The organism is Rhodococcus sp. KRD162 (assembly GCF_017168335.1).
Taxonomy (GTDB): Bacteria; Actinomycetota; Actinomycetes; order Mycobacteriales; family Mycobacteriaceae; genus Rhodococcoides.
Genome location: NZ_JABFAU010000007.1, coordinates 231,048 through 247,525 on the forward strand (window position 1 = coordinate 231,048; position 16,478 = coordinate 247,525).

General features: G+C 57.3%; 15 protein-coding genes and 1 tRNA gene. 11 read left to right on the plus strand and 5 right to left on the minus strand.

Annotated features, from left to right (window positions below; genetic code table 11):
• Positions 1-43 precede the first annotated feature (43 nt).
• Entirely contained in the window at positions 44-1,069 is a 1,026-nt protein-coding gene (locus J1M87_RS12760) for a PDZ domain-containing protein (protein ID WP_206489878.1), read from the plus strand.
• A gap of 12 nt (positions 1,070-1,081) precedes the next feature.
• On the opposite strand, the gene J1M87_RS12765 is transcribed toward J1M87_RS12760, so the two are convergent.
• Complete coding sequence (locus J1M87_RS12765) at positions 1,082-1,648, minus strand: PPA1309 family protein (RefSeq protein WP_206489940.1); 567 nt, start codon at positions 1,646-1,648, stop codon at positions 1,082-1,084.
• Between the two features lie 289 nt (positions 1,649-1,937).
• On the opposite strand from J1M87_RS12765, the gene J1M87_RS12770 reads away from it, so the two are divergent.
• Positions 1,938-4,922, plus strand: coding sequence for a UPF0182 family protein (locus J1M87_RS12770; protein ID WP_206489879.1), 2,985 nt, complete (start codon positions 1,938-1,940; stop codon positions 4,920-4,922).
• A 129-nt stretch (positions 4,923-5,051) separates the two neighbouring features.
• On the opposite strand, the gene J1M87_RS12775 is transcribed toward J1M87_RS12770, so the two are convergent.
• Positions 5,052-5,642 carry a transglycosylase family protein gene (locus J1M87_RS12775; RefSeq protein WP_206489880.1) on the minus strand — a complete coding sequence of 197 codons (591 nt, stop codon included), beginning with the start codon at positions 5,640-5,642 and terminating at the stop codon, positions 5,052-5,054.
• 501 nt (positions 5,643-6,143) lie between these two features.
• Between J1M87_RS12775 and J1M87_RS12780 the strand changes: the two genes are divergently transcribed.
• Together J1M87_RS12780 and J1M87_RS12785 are read left to right on the plus strand one after the other, a co-directional pair.
• Positions 6,144-6,220: transfer RNA gene (locus J1M87_RS12780), tRNA-Met, on the plus strand.
• A gap of 629 nt (positions 6,221-6,849) precedes the next feature.
• Complete coding sequence (locus tag J1M87_RS12785) at positions 6,850-7,101, plus strand: hypothetical protein (RefSeq protein ID WP_206489881.1); 252 nt, start codon at positions 6,850-6,852, stop codon at positions 7,099-7,101.
• Positions 7,102-7,119: 18 nt separating this feature from the next.
• On the opposite strand, the gene J1M87_RS12790 is transcribed toward J1M87_RS12785, so the two are convergent.
• The gene (locus J1M87_RS12790; RefSeq protein WP_206489882.1) at positions 7,120-7,461 is read right to left on the minus strand and encodes a hypothetical protein; all 342 of its coding nucleotides are present in this window, start codon (positions 7,459-7,461) and stop codon (positions 7,120-7,122) included.
• 1,455 nt (positions 7,462-8,916) lie between these two features.
• Here J1M87_RS12790 and J1M87_RS12795 point away from each other — a divergent pair.
• From J1M87_RS12795 to J1M87_RS12820, 6 genes are all read left to right on the plus strand, one after another.
• Positions 8,917-9,183 carry a helix-turn-helix domain-containing protein gene (locus tag J1M87_RS12795; RefSeq protein ID WP_206489883.1) on the plus strand — a complete coding sequence of 89 codons (267 nt, stop codon included), beginning with the start codon at positions 8,917-8,919 and terminating at the stop codon, positions 9,181-9,183.
• Between the two features lie 905 nt (positions 9,184-10,088).
• Positions 10,089-10,631, plus strand: coding sequence for a hypothetical protein (locus J1M87_RS12800; RefSeq protein ID WP_206489884.1), 543 nt, complete (start codon positions 10,089-10,091; stop codon positions 10,629-10,631).
• A gap of 226 nt (positions 10,632-10,857) precedes the next feature.
• Entirely contained in the window at positions 10,858-11,244 is a 387-nt protein-coding gene (locus J1M87_RS12805; protein ID WP_206489885.1) for a phosphoribosyltransferase, read from the plus strand.
• A gap of 350 nt (positions 11,245-11,594) precedes the next feature.
• Positions 11,595-11,960: an Lsr2 family protein gene (locus J1M87_RS12810; RefSeq protein WP_206489886.1), complete on the plus strand. Its 366-nt coding sequence runs from the start codon at positions 11,595-11,597 to the stop codon at positions 11,958-11,960.
• Between the two features lie 1,073 nt (positions 11,961-13,033).
• Positions 13,034-13,780, plus strand: a complete 747-nt coding sequence (locus J1M87_RS12815) for an abortive infection family protein (protein ID WP_206489887.1) — start codon at positions 13,034-13,036, stop codon at positions 13,778-13,780.
• Positions 13,777-14,994: a hypothetical protein gene (locus tag J1M87_RS12820; RefSeq protein WP_206489888.1), complete on the plus strand. Its 1,218-nt coding sequence runs from the start codon at positions 13,777-13,779 to the stop codon at positions 14,992-14,994. Before J1M87_RS12815 ends, J1M87_RS12820 begins: the two co-directional genes overlap by 4 nt.
• 323 nt (positions 14,995-15,317) lie before the next feature.
• On the opposite strand, the gene J1M87_RS29435 is transcribed toward J1M87_RS12820, so the two are convergent.
• Positions 15,318-15,779, minus strand: a complete 462-nt coding sequence (locus J1M87_RS29435) for a helix-turn-helix domain-containing protein (RefSeq protein WP_374222384.1) — start codon at positions 15,777-15,779, stop codon at positions 15,318-15,320.
• Here J1M87_RS29435 and J1M87_RS12830 point away from each other — a divergent pair.
• The gene (locus tag J1M87_RS12830; protein WP_206489890.1) at positions 15,699-16,214 is read left to right on the plus strand and encodes a putative immunity protein; all 516 of its coding nucleotides are present in this window, start codon (positions 15,699-15,701) and stop codon (positions 16,212-16,214) included. The genes J1M87_RS29435 and J1M87_RS12830 overlap by 81 nt on opposite strands.
• 39 nt (positions 16,215-16,253) lie before the next feature.
• On the opposite strand, the gene J1M87_RS12835 is transcribed toward J1M87_RS12830, so the two are convergent.
• Positions 16,254-16,445 (minus strand): hypothetical protein, encoded by a 192-nt coding sequence (locus tag J1M87_RS12835; protein WP_206489950.1) that lies wholly within the window; start codon positions 16,443-16,445, stop codon positions 16,254-16,256.
• Positions 16,446-16,478: the final 33 nt, after the last annotated feature.

Below are 16,478 nucleotides of genomic sequence, written 5' to 3' on the forward strand. Positions count from 1 at the left end.
GCGGTCTGCACGGGCGATGGTATTCGGATCTAGTGTCTACGGAGTGAACCGAAGGATCGCCACTCTTGTCGCTGCGTTGGTACCGGTGGTGGTGCTGGGCGTCACCGGTTCGGTCGTCACCGTTCCGTTCGCAGCCCTCGGCCCCGGCCCGACCTACAACACTCTCGGCGATGTGGACGGGGAACCGGTGGTGCAGATCGACGGAACCGCTGTCGATCCGACCACCGGCCACTTGAACATGACGACCGTGGCCGTGCGCGATCAGCTCAATCTGTTCGAGGCACTCGGTTTCTGGGCGAGCGGTCGTCAGGGTCTGGTGCCACGTGAAGAGGTCTATCCGCCGAACAAGACCAAAGAAGAAGTGCAGCAGGGCAACCAGGCCGACTTCGAGGAGTCCGAGTCCAGTGCCGAACTGGCAGCCCTGCACTACCTGAATCTGCCGGTGTCGCTGACGGTGGCGAGCGTGGCCGAGGACGGGCCCGCCGCAGGCGCATTGAACGTCGGTGACACGCTCGTGTCGGTCGGCGGTACCCCCGTTGCCACTGCGACGGAGGTGCGTGAGGCGGTCAGCTCCAGATCGCCGGGGGAGTCCCTCGACATCGAGTACATCCGAGACGGCACTACTCGGACGGCCTCGGTGGTACTCGGAGCGCGCCCCGACGACGCATCCAAGGGATACCTCGGCGTGACGCCCGAGGAGCAGCCCGATGTGCCGTTCCAGGTGACGTTCAATCTCGCCGACGTCGGTGGGCCGTCGGCCGGACTGATGTTCAGCCTCGCGGTGGTGGACAAGCTCAGTCCCGGTGAGTTGAGCAACGGGCAGTTCGTCGCGGGCACCGGAACCATCGACGCCGACGGGACGGTCGGCCCGATCGGCGGAATTCCCTACAAGCTGATCGCCGCCCGCGAGGCCGGAGCGACCACTTTCCTGGTCCCGGACGCGAACTGCGGTGAGGCGCAACAGAACGTCCCCGACGGCCTCCGGCTGGTACGCGTCGAATCGCTGGACAGCGCCGTCGACGCGCTGCAGACGATCGGCTCCGGCGGGGACGCTCCGTCCTGCAGCTAGTCGTCCCTGCAGCTAGTCGTCCTCGACCGCGTCGAACGTGGCGTAGAGGCCGTGCACGATGTTGGGGGCCAGATTCTCGGCGATCCGCAGTTCGATCGGGGCGAAGGGATCGGCGTCCTCGTCCGGGTGCAACTGCAGAAGTGTCAAGGACGGGCCGTTGTCGAGTACCGCCACGATCAGTCGCGCATCGCGCTTGTCGGGATGGTTCTCGGCAGCCGAGCGAGCGGCGTGGTCGGCGGCGTCGGGATCGGCGAGCAACGGCATCAGGGCGTCGTCGAGGGTCGATTCGGCAGTCGGGGGCAGGACGACGATCTCTTGAACCAGAGCGCATCCGACGACGCCCTCGGGCCACGTCGAGGTGGCGAGGAATTCGTCGAGGGCGGGGGAGCCGCCGGTGATGTCCTCGGGGAGCGAATGCTGCTGAATCGGAGTCAGTGCCGCGCCGTCGGCCAGATCGTCGAGCAAACCCGGCTCGGCCGCGGCGAGTGCTGCGGTGGGCACCAATGCGAACATCTGCGGTGCCTGCTGCCATCCGCCTGCATCGACGAAGTCCGCCACCTCGCGGGCACACCGCGCCAGAGCCTCGGCCGCGTCTCGACCACCCGAACGAGGGTCGAACTCGTCACCGAAATTGTCTTCGTCGTGTGGTCCGTCGCTGTCGTTGCTCACGGCACTATCCTCGCATTCGGATGGTTCTCCGGATGCCGATGCTCCTGACCTGCGGTTGGCTGTGGCCGCAGTACGGGTGTCGCAGCCGTAGGATCAACGTACGTACAGTAGGGCGAAACGGACATGCGGTGCACGACGAGTGTGCCGAAGAAGTCATCTGCGGCGCCGGACGGCGTCGCCCGAAGTTGGAGTGTGGCACGTGGGCATGAGGCCCCCCACCGGTATGCCGTCCTTGTCGCGGCGAAGCCGGATCTTGCTCGTATTGGCCTTGGTGGCAGCAGGTCTGCTGCTCATCGGACCCCGTCTGATCGACATTTACACGAACTGGCTGTGGTTCGGCGAGGTCGGCTTCCGCGGTGTGTACACCACCACCCTGCTCACGCGCGTCGTGCTCTTCGTCGTGGTCGCGCTGGTGGTCGGGCTCATCGTGTTCGGCGCACTGCTGGTTGCCTACCGCAATCGTCCGGTGTTCGTTCCGGTCGCCGGGCCCAACGATCCGATCGCGCGGTACCGCACCACGGTGATGAGCCGGTTGCGTCTGTTCGGCATCGGAATCCCCGTGGCGTTCGGGTTCCTCTCCGGCATGATCGCCCAGACGAACTGGGCAACGGTGCAGCTGTTCCTGCATGGTGGTGACTTCGGGATCACCGATCCTCAGTTCGGTATCGACGTCGGGTTCTATTCCTTCGACCTGCCGTTCTACCGCTTCATCTTGAACTGGTTGTTCGTGGCCATCGTGGTGGCCTTCTTCGCGAACCTGGTGACGCAGTACGTGTTCGGCGGGATTCGCCTCGCCGGGCGCGAGGGGGCTCTCACTCGCGCTGCACGCATTCAACTGGCAGTTATCGCCGGCACGTTCGTTCTGCTCAAGGCGGTCGCGTACTGGTTCGATCGGTACACGCTGCTGTCGAGCAGTCGAAAGGAACCCACCTTCAGCGGTGCCAGTTTCACCGATATCAACGCGGTCCTGCCTGCCAAGCTGATCCTGCTGGCCATCGCGGTCATCTGCGCAGTGGCGTTCTTCGCGGCCATCTTCCTGCGTGACCTCCGTATTCCGGCCTTGGCGACTGCGCTTCTGGTGCTCTCGTCCATCCTGATCGGAGCGGTCTGGCCGCTGGTGATGGAACAGTTCTCGGTTCGTCCGAACGCGGCCGAGAAGGAGAGCACCTACATCCAGCGAAACATCACCGCGACTCGGGACGCGTACGGAATCGGCGACGACGTCGTCGAATATCAGGCCTATTCGGGCGAGAGTTCGCAGAACCCGCGCGAGAGTGCGGCGGACAGGACCACCATCGCCAACACGCGCCTGTTGGACCCGAACGTGCTCTCCCGGACGTTCACCCAGCAGCAGCAGCTGAAGAACTTCTTCGGTTTCCCCGACACCCTCGACATCGACCGGTACGAGATCGATGGGCAGCTGCAGGATTACATCGTCGCTGCTCGCGAGCTCTCCCCGCAGTCGTTGACCGGTAACCAGACGGACTGGATCAACCGGCACACCGTGTACACACACGGGAACGGCTTCGTCGCGGCACCTGCCAACCGGGTGAACGCAGCGGTACAGGATCCCACCGCCGAGGGTGCGACCAGTAACAGTGGCTACCCGATCTACACGGTCAGTGACATCGCCTCGCAGGGCAAGAATCAGGTCATCCCGGTCGATCAGCCACGCATCTACTACGGCGAGGTCATCGCGCAGGCAGACCCGGACTACGCCATCGTGGGTTCCACGGGTACCGGTGACCGTGAGTACGACACCGACGAATCCAACTACACCTACACCGGTTCCGGCGGCGTCCCGGTCGGTAACTGGTTCAACCGGTTTGCTTTCGCCGCGAAGTACGCCGAGCGGAACATCCTCTTCTCCGGTGCGATCGGCAGCGACTCGAAGATCCTGTTCGATCGCGATCCTCGCGACCGGGTGCAGAAGGTTGCGCCGTGGCTGACGACCGACACCGATTCGTATCCGGCAGTGGTGGACGGCAAGATCGTCTGGATCGTCGACGGCTACACGACGCTGAAGAACTACCCCTACGCCCAGCGTGCCTCGCTGGACGGTTTGACGGTGGACAGCGTGGAGCCGACGACGGGTCGCCCGTTGCCGCGCGACGAAGTGTCGTACATTCGCAACTCCGTCAAAGCGACGGTCGATGCGTACGACGGCACGGTGACGCTGTACCAGGTGGACGACAAAGACCCAGTCCTGAAGGCGTGGATGGGTGTGTTCCCGGGTTCGGTTCAGCCCGAGTCCGCGATCACCGACGAGCTCCGTTCGCACTTCCGTTACCCGGAGGACCTGTTCAAGGTCCAGCGGGAAATGCTGGCGAAGTACCACGTGGACAACCCCAACGAGTTCTTCACCAACAACGCGTTCTGGTCTGTACCGAGTGACCCGACGAGCAACAGTGGTGCCGGCAGTGATCTGAATCAGCCGCCGTACTACGTGCTCATCGGTGATCCCGAGACCGGAAAGCCCTCGTTCCGACTCACCAGCGCGATGGTCGGGTTCAATCGTGAACTGCTCGCTGCGTATATTTCCGTGCGCTCCGATCCGGACAATTACGGCAAGTTCACCGTTCTGCAATTGCCGACTCAGACTCAGACACAGGGTCCGCAGCAGGCGCAGAACTCGATGACCTCCGACGCGCGTGTGGCGTCAGACCGAACCCTGCTCGAGCAGTCGAACGAACTGCAGTACGGCAACTTGCTGACACTGCCCATTGCCGACGGCGGAATCCTGTACGTGGAACCGCTGTACACATCGCGGAAGAATGCGGCGACGTCGACGTTCCCCCAGCTGACCAAAGTTTTGGTGAGCTACCGCGAGCCAGGGGCCGAGGGTGGTGTGCGCGTCGGATACGCGGCCAGATTGTCCGAGGCACTCGATCAGGTGTTCGGTGCGGGTACCGGATCGGCAGCCACTGCTCCCGGTGGAGCGCCCGAGAATCCGCAGCCGGCGGAGTCCGGCGGAACAACAGGGTCGGAGACACCGGCACCTGCGCCTGGGAACCCGGCTCCGTCCAACGGCGGCTCGGCTACGAGGGACGCTGCGGTCACCGGGTTGAACTCTGCGCTCGATGCCGTGCGCACCGCACAGCAGAGTGGAAACCTGGCCGATCTCGGTACTGCACTCGAGAACCTGCAGACTGCCGTGGACACGTACAACTCCGCCGCGAACTGATCGTCGAGTTCGCAGCGGACTGACCTACGCGAAGAGCCGCCTCACCGAAACGGTGAGGCGGCTCTTTCGTTGTTCGCTACCCGCGACTGGGTGCCTTCGGCACCGCGGGTGGACGACCGTACGTGCTTATCAGCGTCCGATCGGCGCGAGCACGGGAGCGTTCGCAGCAACGAGGTGCTGGAACTGGGCGCTCAGACCGTACTGATCGGCCAGCTTGGAGGCAGCGTCGAACGCTCCCTGCGCGGCCTGCGTCACGGCGGCTGCCTCGGGTGCGACGGCCGGTGCCGGTGCCGGTGCGGGTGCCGGAGCCGGCTTCGGTGCCGGTGCGGCCTCGGGCTCGGGCGTGGAGGTGCCGGTGGTGAGGTGCTGGCCACAGACGGGCCACGCGCCGGGGCCCTGGGTCTGCAGGGTGTTCTCCGCGACGCGGATCTGCTCGGCCTTGGATGCGTTGGCCGGCGAGCCGGTTCCGCCGTTGGCCGTCCAGGTGCTCTGCGAGAACTGCAGGCCGCCGTAGTAGCCGTTTCCGGTGTTGATGCTCCAGTTGCCACCGCTCTCGCACTGTGCGACGCCGTCCCAGTTGTGGGTGGCTGCGTTGGCGGTTCCGGCAGAGACGCCGAGGGGGATTGCTACGGCGGCACCTGCGATGGCGGCCATTCCGAGTGCGCGCCGAGCCTGCACAGCGACGCGGGTCTTCGTGCCGAAATTGTTCTGAGTGGTCATGCGGGGTGAATCCTCTCCGCGCTCGACTGGCGCGACTGGCCTGCAATCACGTCGCCGGTGTTGATGGCGATGGTGACCAGGCGCTTCGTATCGTCGCGGCTCTGCCCCCGTACGTCTTGGGGACCACACCCGCGGGGCAGAGCGAAGGAAGCGGCGGGGTGGTGCAGGCCCAGCTGTTGAGGGCCGTCCGTGAAGGTAGTCGAGGAATCACGGGCCGTCACTGAGGAGAAATGGGATGAAACGCGATCACATACTGGGACGTCGTACGCGTTTTCCCTGCTCAATACTGGTTGTGGCGCTAATGTTGCTACTTCGTGACCTGAACGTTATGTGATGCGAAACACGCAGAAAAAGAGACGCGGAGCACTATTTCGGGGCCGCTTCGACGTGCTATGCGGCACGTTCGAGTACGCCTCCCGCACCTGTGCTGGAGTACCCGAGCACTCGAATGTCATGTGATTTGCATTCGCCGTACGCGCGGGAGTAACTTCGTAGATGCAACGCGGGGTGGAGCAGCTCGGTAGCTCGCTGGGCTCATAACCCAGAGGTCGCAGGTTCAAATCCTGTCCCCGCTACCAAAGTGGAAAAGTTAGAACCAGCGCCCTCAGGGCGCTGGTTTTTTCTTTTGAGCAAGGAACGACCGGTTGAGTCGGGGGTTGTCGAAAACTGCGAGTTCAAAGTAGTCCACGACCCGTCCGGCTCCTGCTGCGCGTCAGACTCTGCACGAAGACGCTTTGCAATATTCGGGTCCGTAAGGACCTCAAACAGTGAAGTCATCTTCACGTCGATGTCATCGTCCATCACCTCGAAGTGTCTGATGATGGATGCATTGAGTTCGCGTCGAACCGCACCCGTCCCCTTCTCGTACAACTGTCCTGCGTTGGCCAGTATCTTGAGTGCCCGGTCCAGGCTTCGAGTGATGTGGTCGTGGGTGAGGCGGGTGCCGTCCAGGGTGTTTTGAGCATGCGTAATCTGCTCTGCGATTCGTTCCTGTTCCGTCTTCAGCTGATCAAGCGGCACTGCGCCTTGATAGTGGGCGTGTAAGACGGCCTCACGTTGTTTCTTCAATTTGGCAACCGCGTTCTCAGCACGGGTAATACGTCGACCGCCGCTCAACGAAGAAAACGACTCGTGGCTGCGTCGAAAGTTAGCTGACAGCAGGCACCAGGAGGCAGAGCACTTCTATCGAGCGCTTGAGGCAAGCACGATGGGGGAGAACATTCATTCGATTTGGCAGAAGTTCGTACTCGACGGACATCGAGCAGAACTATCGGGCGACACCAGTGCAAGCCAGGTGCACAGCACAATCGCAGCGTGTGAGGAATATCGCAGTGCGATTGATCAGGACTGGCTGAAAATAGCTGATTGGTATGCACCGGGCTCGAAAGCGCCGCGTGGAAAAGACGGAAAACATCTGTATGCAGAACACGTGGAGTCGCTTGAAATAACGCCACAATAATTTGGGCTTATTGTGAAATTAGGTGCTGGACTCGGCGTCAGGGACAAGCTCGACGCTCCAACCTGCGGCGAAATCGTCTCCGACTACCTGGTCGATACTTTTCTCGGACAGAACTCTGACCAGGGCGAGTCGCCTGCTTTCAAGATCGCGCAGCGTCGCATCTCTCGTTGAGTCGAGACTGTGTGGTGCCACCACGGCGATGTCCGCGTCCTCGCTGTCGATCAGCAAATAGTTTGATGCCCTGTATCCAGCGTCTGCCGCGTTGTCTGAGGCACCGTGGAGCAGGTCAAACATTCCGATGGTCTCTTTTGTTGCTCGTTCGCTGCTTCGACCCGGTTTAGGTAGATGGTTCACGGCCATTGGTTCTCCCAATTAGTATTGTTTAATACGACTTTATCACAATTTGTTGTCAAAATCGACCGGTAAAAACTAGCTAACTCTGGCATCATTCATGAACCAGAATCGCAGCATGCGAACTGTGCTGACTGATATCGCAATAGCCGCCATCCATGCGCTGATGCCAACTGCAACATTCCAGAGGATAGTGGAATCAAAGACTGCCATAACCCACGGCAGGTTTTCCACGTTTCGACCGGCTACAACCAGTGCGTATGCGAGAAATTCCAGGTGAGGCTGACGGCTCCAATTAGCGAGAACGCTAGGGCGCTTGCAGATGACACAAGTGAACGACGCATTCGTGCCAAGTAGATAGTGACGGCCGTTGCTATAAGTAGTGGACACGCCAGAGTTGCGGCAACGAAGTCGCTGCCCGATTCTGAATTGACGACGGCCTGACGGAGCGAGATTGTGATTCCTAGAACGATTGTCAGCCAGAATGCCGAAAGTAGGTCTGAACCAGTCGGCCTCTCAAATACTCTTAGCCGCATGAAGTAATCGGAGTTTCCCGATTTTGCAGCTTCTCGGCTATAAAAATGTGTCTGTGATGCACCTCGTTGTGGCAGTCGGAAGTAGCCTGGTGACATTGTCGATGCCGGTCGCGTTGAGCGGGTAGTGTTGCCTGTTCGATGCTCGATGGTTATCCTGTCCATAAAGGATCCATCGGGTACGGTTACCGATAGATGATAACTTTTAGACCGCTCGGCTCGGCCGAGGCCAATCTGAACGTGGCCGCTTGAGATTTTGAACAGTCGAAGAAACAATTGCGCGGGACGGCTGTATTCTGATTCGGACGCTGACTTCTGTATGGCGCTGTTCGGTATGTCAAAGGAATAGTTAATGGAGTAATGTGTCTGCGCTGGAGCCTGGATCACTATAAAGAATCTTGTCACCAGAGCCTGCGCGAAAAGCCTGGAGAGGGAGTGTGCATTTGGGTCATTTATTGTTGAATTCGAGAATGCGCTGTTGACCCTCCCCAGTAATTGGGCGGAAATGCCTCCGTTATTGCGGGCAAGAACATGAGCTGGCTGAATGGCTGCACCGACCAGATCATTCAAATGTGAGGTAAACTCGTGGGACCAAAGGCTGAGATCGGGGTCAAGATTATATGCTTTCTTGTATAGAGAGATCATTGATGCGACCGCGAGAATGTTGCAATCGGCGAGTGATTGCGCACTCTGCGTAGTCGGGGGATCAGTTACCGCCGCCGTTGAAGTTGCCGCCGCCGTTCATCGTCCACCCCCCTTCGCGTAGATCATTTCCTTGCCAGCTGAGTAGTCGGCAGACGTTACGCGGGTGGATCTTCGTCTGACCGTCCTCGCAACGTCAGGATCAGAATACGCCGTTTACGCATGGGTGCAATACGCATGGGTACATTCCTCTCTGGCCGTATGGACGTGGGCCGTATGGGGTTGATAGGTGCCCGATGCAGCGAAGCCTCCCCTCAACGCCACGACGCGCGAGTTTGGGGCGCGTATCCGTGCCCGCCGGGAGGAACTTGGACTCAGCCAGGAGGCCGCCGCGCTGCGGTGTGGCATCCACTGGACGCAGCTCGGGAAAGTGGAGCGCGGTCAGCGCAGTCTGCGGCTGGAGAACATCGTAAAGATTGCGTTTGGTCTTGATGTCACACCAGGTGGGTTGCTCAACGGCGTGCCGTTGCCTGGTGATGAGAATCAACCCGGATGATGGAACGCGGATCCCATCGGTATCAGTACCACCCCGTCACAGCCTGACTCAGCGGTAGCGATTGGTAAGGAGCCTGTCTGATTCGGACGTGCAATTGCAGCATTTCGGTCCGACGACGCATCAGGCCGTGAGTTCAGCACTTTTGGCGTAAGTGCTGATATCAAGGTGGGCCTTCGGGCGTTGTTGTCGCGATCGGAGTGCGCTCATTGGTTGCGGAGTGCGATTCGTGTAGTCCCCCAGCGGGCGCTTATGGCACTATATGGGTTCGAGTAGTGTAAGAATTCAAAACGGTCGGTATTCTATCGTTCGTGGCGCCGGAAGTGAGTTCGGACGCGAGGTTGGGGGTCTTTTATGTCCGTCGCAGTATGGTATCTGTTGCCATTCGCAGCAGTCGGAGTCCTGACGACCCTTCATGCGTTGCGCGCGTTTGCTCGTCGATCAGGCGACAGCCATGTGGGAGTCTCCGGCGTATACGGAACCTATGATCCGGAAGCAAACCCCAATGTCAGAGCAGGTGTTGCGATCGTCAAGCAGAGAGGATCACGAATTTGCGTTCGAGTTGAGCGCGAGATTAGTCGATCGAACACGCCGCAGAGTCCCCGGAGAGTATTCGTCTACCGCGGGATATACCAAGCTGATAAAATTGCGTTGACCTTTGCAGACCGACGTCTTAAGCACCGGATTGGCACCTTAATTGTGCACCGGGAAGGAACAAATGACTTTTTCTCCGGACTTGCGGTGTTCTACGAAGGTGACAACTTAGTGACGCACAGGTTTCAGCTCCGTAAGGACGGTTCACTGACAGGCGGTGCTGTTCTGCGATGGAGGGTCGGCACCGCGTTGTGGTTGTGGGGCGGCCTTGGTTGAGGGCGGCATGTACGTCACTCAGCTGGTATAATACCTACATGAAGCCTGATATCCCCGCTATGAAGCCGGCCGGTCACGCCGGCAGCGGCTTCGGGTGTCGCCACGTTTTGCCGCGGCCAATCGAGGCTGCGGATTTGGCGCGTATCGCGTCGAGGTTCCAAGCCGTCGTGGGTTCTAAGATCGACGGACCAGTCCATCTAATCTCTGTGGCCAAGAGTGGCTACCCAATAGGCACGGCAGCGGCGCTGGAATTGATGCGCTCGGATGCTCAGCGTCAGGTGTATTTAAGTTGTGTAGATCCTACGGCAGATTTAAACACTTTCGCCGATATTGTTCAGTTTTCAAACTGCACAACCATACTTGTAGATAACTCGATAAAAACTGGAGAAACTGCTGTTCAGAGCGTAAAGATTCTTCACGATGCGTCTATTGATATCAACTTTATTGTTAAACTTGTAGAGTATAAAGACCTTGCCGAAATTGAGGCTCAGTCGTATATTAGTGGAGTGTGTCCATCGGCAGAAATTCTATCGCTGTACAGCGAAGGCGAAATTCGACAGCGCATAATTAGCGGATCTTGAGTCGTTTATACTTTGGCAAGCTTAGGGGATTCCTATTATTACCGCCATTCTAGCTGGATTTTCGGTGCTTTCGGGTCTAGTTACTATTGTCGCTTTCTGCTTTATTGTCCATGATGAGATTATCACTCGTCGAGTTAAGTCGTCCGATCTGAATGAGCCGTTGCGGATATGGCGATCGATCAGATACCGAGACTACTTAAACTCTATCGCTGTAGTGACCGAGCGTATGAAGTCGGCAGAGTTTTCACCATCTTATATTGTCGCAATTCAGTACGGTGCCTTTGTTCCATCGGCTGAATTTGCAAAGAAGTTTAGGGTTCCTGTTTTGCACGTCGAAGTAGACTTGGATACAACGGATGTTGTGCCTGTTTGCGAGAGAGTAAAGCTGAAGTTCGATATAGAACTAATTGCAAACCGGCAGATACTAGTAGTGGATAACACAATTACCACCGGTAAAACTTTACGAATGACTTTAGATGAGATTGGAAAGGTGGATGGTGTCAAATTGATATCCTGCGTAGTTTATCGTCCGAGTCTGAACTCTCCCAATTATGGTTCGCCGGACCATCTCTTGTTTCAGTCCAGGAGGAGGGTGACGCCGCTACTCCGTTGAAAGAATCGCATCATTTTTGTTGAACTAAATAGTCGGTCTATTGGCCGAAGCGTATATGCCGTATTCATTTCTCCTCCTTGGTGTGAGTCTCCTCTTTATCAAAACTGGGCCATACCAGCTCCGTGGCTTTCAAACGTCAACAAGCACGAATGTGTCTGTCAATATTCTTGCTTGAGTCTGCCAAGCTGATGCAGCCTCGATCTTTTCGACGAAATGCCCCACTACCGCGACGAGGGTCAACTTGCGGTTCGGTGCGAAGGTGTCTCCGAGCGCGCCATAGTTGTAGTTTGAGCCATGTGCTTAAATGGCATGATAAGTTCGTAACGCACACCAGAAGAGAGACCATCGTCATGGCCAAGCAAATCTTCGTCCAACTCGTCGACGATCTCGACGACAAAGAGATCCCCGAAGGTACGGGGGAGAACATCACATTCTCGGTCAACGGCAACGAGTACGAGATCGATCTGAGCGACAAGAACGCCAAGGAGTTTCACCGCAAACTCGACTACTACATTGGGTACAGCACCAAGGTTGGCGGACGCAAGGCGCGCAAATCGGCCAAAACGGGAGCTACCGCAAGCTCGACCGGCGCGCCCAAGCGAGACGCAGCTCAGACCCGTGCCATCCGTGAATGGGCACTTGCGAATGGGTACGAAATCTCCGCTCGCGGCCGTATTCCCGCAACAGTGGAAGAAGCATTCGACGCTGCTCACTGATTGACCGTTGATCATAGAGGTGTTCGTAGATCGGCATGAAACGCCGCAAAACTGAGCCGGTATGAGGCTTTGTCAGCTGGAATTTTGATTGTCCGGGCCGCGTGGATGTTCAACGCACCGCATAGCCCAAAGCCCGCCGGACACCCGATGCGTCGTCCAACTTAATTCCTGCGCCGTACCGCGTAGCTGCAGGTAAACGCCGCTATTGCCAATGGCCAAGACATCACGATGCTCCTAGAATTGGGTGTTTCGCGACCCAGTGAAGTTGTTTTGATGTCGCTTGGACTATCCCGAACAGCTACGCTTGCGCTAGCCGCATACGTGACGTCTGAGAGATGGACCGCTACCGAAAGCATCAGCTGGCTGAGGCGTCAAAACATTGAAGGACTGGATATCCCGATCTTAATACAGAAGGAGATCCAAACTCTGCTAGATTCGCTTCAGTCTCGTCCTGAACAGCCTGGCTAAATATGGCGGCCCACCGATTGAATCTGTACGGGTGTTGAAATCAGCAGAAATTATTTTTCGACTAGCCGAAGTTCGACGTTCACGGCGTTGACGTCACTGGGCCTTGGCGTCTGCTTCCGTTTAAGCCTTTGCAACCAAACTATCGTCGCTAATATCAGCAACACTGCCGAGTCAATTCGCGATGGCCTTTTCGCCCGCTAGGATTGTGACGAAGGTGTCGCGCTAGTCACATGCCCTGACGAATGTGAAAAGGTTTTGAGCGACCGAATGATGGGTGCAAGTCGGAACACAAATCAAACGATGCGCGCCCGGATCCGTGACGTTCTTCCATCCTTCAGTCGAATGACAAGCTATCCGTATGTGGAGTTGACCATCACGTCCGGCTCTGCGACCCAACCCAGCTCTATGCGAATCGCGAGAATACTAGCTGGTATCACCATTGGTCGGTCCGTCGAAGAGCCTGCGCGGCAACATTAGGCAAAGAAATAGTAGCTACCTAGGTGTGATGCGAAAGCCGGATGTTAAGATGGTAAGAACATAGACATGCGATTTAAGTTTATTTTTTGACAAGTTATCTTAATTGCAAGAAGGAGGCAATAGTTGCAATGGCAATTTCCGAGCAAGACGTGCTTCGTGTTGTCAACCGCTATATCGGGGTTGATGGAGGATATTTGGGTGACTTCAGTTATAGAACGCACACAGATTTCTACACCGAGTATTGCGGCATATATGACATATTTCCTGACGAGCTCGAAGGAACGACACGTCAAAGATTCATTTCGATTCTGACTCAACAGTCGGCGGACAGGCAGGCAAAGATTCTGCGTGGTGTTCTGGAAAAGTACCCAGCAAACAACGAGTCTAGACGGCAATTCCTTCCAACTATTGAAGCCTGGATCAGGCAGCTTGAGGGAGCGCCCGTTGTCGACAGTCCAAAGCCAATTGAGTCGATGAGTGCAGTTGTTCGACAAGCGTTGGTTGATGCTGAGAATCTTATTCGGACGAGTGGACCTGCAAGTGCGGTAGATAGGGTTCATACTGCGCTGCATGGACATGTTAAATCCTTGTGCGACGCTGCAGGAATAGCACTTCCTGAACGTCCGACGTTGCAGGTTGCGGTGAAGCGTCTACGTGAGAACCATCCGCAACTTGTTCCAGCCGGTGAGCGTGCTGACGAGGTAAGTCGAATCCTGTATTCAATGGCTACGACACTGGACGCTCTTACGACTTTGCGCAACAATGCTACAGCGGCGCATCCGAATGAGTCGTTACTGGGCGACCATGAAGCATTATTAGCGATTAATTCGGCCCGTACAGTCTTTGCGTATCTTGACTCGAAGGTGCAGGCATGAGTCAGCTGTTTAATCGAGGAGAGTTAAGCGACTATCTTTCAAGTCGGCTAAGGTCTTGTCTGGGTCGGCTGGAGGCTATGCATGAGGACGAAGTCTTAGCGAGATCAACCGACGATATCGTCGCAGCACTTGCTGAAGCTGCCTATGTTGAGCCTGTAAAAGTTGGAGCGGACGCCGTAGATGGAGGTGTGTCCGAGACGAAAGTCGAGTCATACGATCGCTTTGATGGACAGTCTTATGTAGTGGCAGGACTGAAAATTCATGCTGTGTTCGAGTACTCTGGCAATACTGAAATTCTTTACTATCGCCCTTCCACACGGCTTCTTACGAGCTTCAATGCAGAAATAAGAAATAATACCATCACAGTGAAGATCGAGCAGGCAGGATCAACCCCCAACCCGACTGTAGCCAAGGATGCTATTAATCGTCAGATCGACCAGATCAGAACCATGGTCGGGCATGCTTCTACGGATATTACGGCCTTTAATGCGACGCTTGATACTCGAATTCGATCAGCTGTTGAGCGTCGCAAAGAATTTTTGCAGAACAGGCGCGATCTAGCTGGTGCCCTTGGGTTCCCGTTGAAAAGAAGAAGCGATGCGCCCGCTCCGGTTCCACTACACCGCAAGGCTATGGGTGTCAGTCGATCAAGTTCTGCTAATCCGCGGTTGCCTTACAAAGACGAGCCGGCTTTGACCGAAGCGCAGTACGAGGATGCTATATCTGTCATTTCTTCTGCGTTGCTCTCGATGGAGCGTACGCCGTCTGTGGTTGCAGGAAAGAATGAAGAAGAGCTTCGCGATTACATCCTTTTTATGCTGAACGGCACGTTCAAGGGATCGGCCACTGGCGAAACATTCGTTAAGTCGGGTAAGACTGATGTTCTAATTCGTGTAGAGGATCGACATGTATTTGTCGGTGAGTGCAAGTGGTGGAAGGGCGCAAAGGCGCTTGATGCAGCAATCGGCCAATTGCTCGGTTACTTACCATGGCGTGACGAAAAGGCGTCGCTTATTATCTTCATAGACAATAAGGATGCCAGTGCAGTCTTCGATAAGGTGGAAGCGTCGGTGAAGGCACATTCTGCTTACAAGCGGGCGGGGAAAGCATCATCTGATGGTACAAGGCGACGAAATTTTGTTCTAGGTCACCCAGAAGATCCTGAGCGGGAGATCCAACTCGCTGTCATGTTTGCCGTTGTAGACACAAAGTAGATGCTGTCTCCGCCGCACCTTTTATGCACTGGCGTGTCTTGGGCTATCAGAATATACAGCGGCAGGTACAATTTTTGACTTTCTTGGGGCTATTCTAAGAGTACTTATGCAAAACCCTGAACCAAAGAAACGTACGACTCCATCAAAATCATCACCACGAAAACCTCGCAACATTAGCGTTCGCGCGGTGCGGCTAGAGAACCCCGATCTCGATCGGTTCGCCCGAGCGGTCCTTGAGATTGCTCTCTTGGAAGCCGAGAAGGCTGCCCGCATCGAGCAGAACGACAAGCTTGACTGGCCTAAGTTGCCTAACTGAGTCTGGCTCAATACCGCCCACCCCACGGCCGAACCGTCGCCTCACGTTCGCGCAGTACCTTGAGAACCGTCGCCTTCCCGATGCCAAGCTCCTCGGCAACCATCCGGCTCGTCGACCCAGTCTCATACAGCTCCACGACTCGATCCTTCAGCCGCTCAGTCATGCGGGTACGTGTTCGTGGCCGTTGGTCGTCTGTATCAATGAACGTACTGGCGTCGGGTCTTGCATTCACCGTAGATCTGTGAGCAAGATCACTGTATTCGCTCAAGTTAAGTTGCTCCAGCGCTACCAATAAAAAGACCCAGGACATATGTCCTGGGTCTTTTTCGTGATTGCATGAGCGAATGACTCCACGTGGCGTGACCTGGTACCGAGCGGGCCGAGTCCGGTGATCCTTCCCCAAGTCAGAGACCCGCGATTGATCACCGTGCGCCGCGGCGGCCAACTGTCCGACGAGGACCATCGACATATCGCACTGTGGGCGGCCGAGTGTGCCGAACACGTCCTGGGATTATTCGAGGAGGTCGAACCCTCCGATTCGCGGCCCCGCGCCGCCGTCGACGCGATCCGCGCGTGGACGCGTGGCGAACTCGCCATGATGGACACGCGAGCGTTCGGCGGACACAGCATGGGTGCAGCGCGGGCCCTGTCCGGTGCCGCACGTTTCGCCGCCTACGCGGCCGGCCAGGCGGCGTGTGTGGCCCATGTTCCCGAGCATGATCTGGGAGCGGCCGCGTACGCCATCAAGGCGGTTCGGGCCGCGGCACCTGCGGGTGCGCAGGCAGTCGCTGGACGCGAGGAACGCGCGTGGCAGCGCGATCGTCTCCCTCCCAGCGTGCGGGAGTTGGTCCTGGAGGATCAGAAGCGACGGAACAGTATCTGCTGGTTCGTATTCGATTCCTGATGCCCTGGAACCGCTCGCCTGAGTGTCATGCCACCCGAATCAGTCCGAGACCTGCTCCCGGGCATCGTCGGACGTGACAGTCTCTGCGCCGTCGTCGGAATCATCGGCGGTGAGGTCGACCGTGTCTGCACCCTCGAGCGCCGTCAATTCCTGCTCCGCCTCCGCGAAAAGGCCTTTGGCGTTCTCTTCGATCTTCTTGACCCACTCGGCCATGCCGGTCACACCCTTCACTCGATCGTGTATCACCGGTCTACCAGACTTTTC

What these genes read in the sequence shown, in the direction of transcription:
- J1M87_RS12790 (WP_206489882.1), bottom strand. Translation starts at nt 7,461, where the DNA reads ATGGCCGTGAACCATCTACCTAAACCGGGTCGAAGCAGCGAACGAGCA.
- J1M87_RS12805 (WP_206489885.1), top strand. Translation starts at nt 10,858, where the DNA reads ATGAAGTCGGCAGAGTTTTCACCATCTTATATTGTCGCAATTCAGTAC.
- J1M87_RS12775 (WP_206489880.1), bottom strand. Translation starts at nt 5,642, where the DNA reads ATGACCACTCAGAACAATTTCGGCACGAAGACCCGCGTCGCTGTGCAG.
- J1M87_RS12815 (WP_206489887.1), top strand. Translation starts at nt 13,034, where the DNA reads ATGGCAATTTCCGAGCAAGACGTGCTTCGTGTTGTCAACCGCTATATC.
- J1M87_RS12800 (WP_206489884.1), top strand. Translation starts at nt 10,089, where the DNA reads ATGAAGCCTGATATCCCCGCTATGAAGCCGGCCGGTCACGCCGGCAGC.
- J1M87_RS12820 (WP_206489888.1), top strand. Translation starts at nt 13,777, where the DNA reads ATGAGTCAGCTGTTTAATCGAGGAGAGTTAAGCGACTATCTTTCAAGT.
- J1M87_RS29435 (WP_374222384.1), bottom strand. Translation starts at nt 15,779, where the DNA reads ATGTCGATGGTCCTCGTCGGACAGTTGGCCGCCGCGGCGCACGGTGAT.
- J1M87_RS12810 (WP_206489886.1), top strand. Translation starts at nt 11,595, where the DNA reads ATGGCCAAGCAAATCTTCGTCCAACTCGTCGACGATCTCGACGACAAA.
- J1M87_RS12785 (WP_206489881.1), top strand. Translation starts at nt 6,850, where the DNA reads ATGGGGGAGAACATTCATTCGATTTGGCAGAAGTTCGTACTCGACGGA.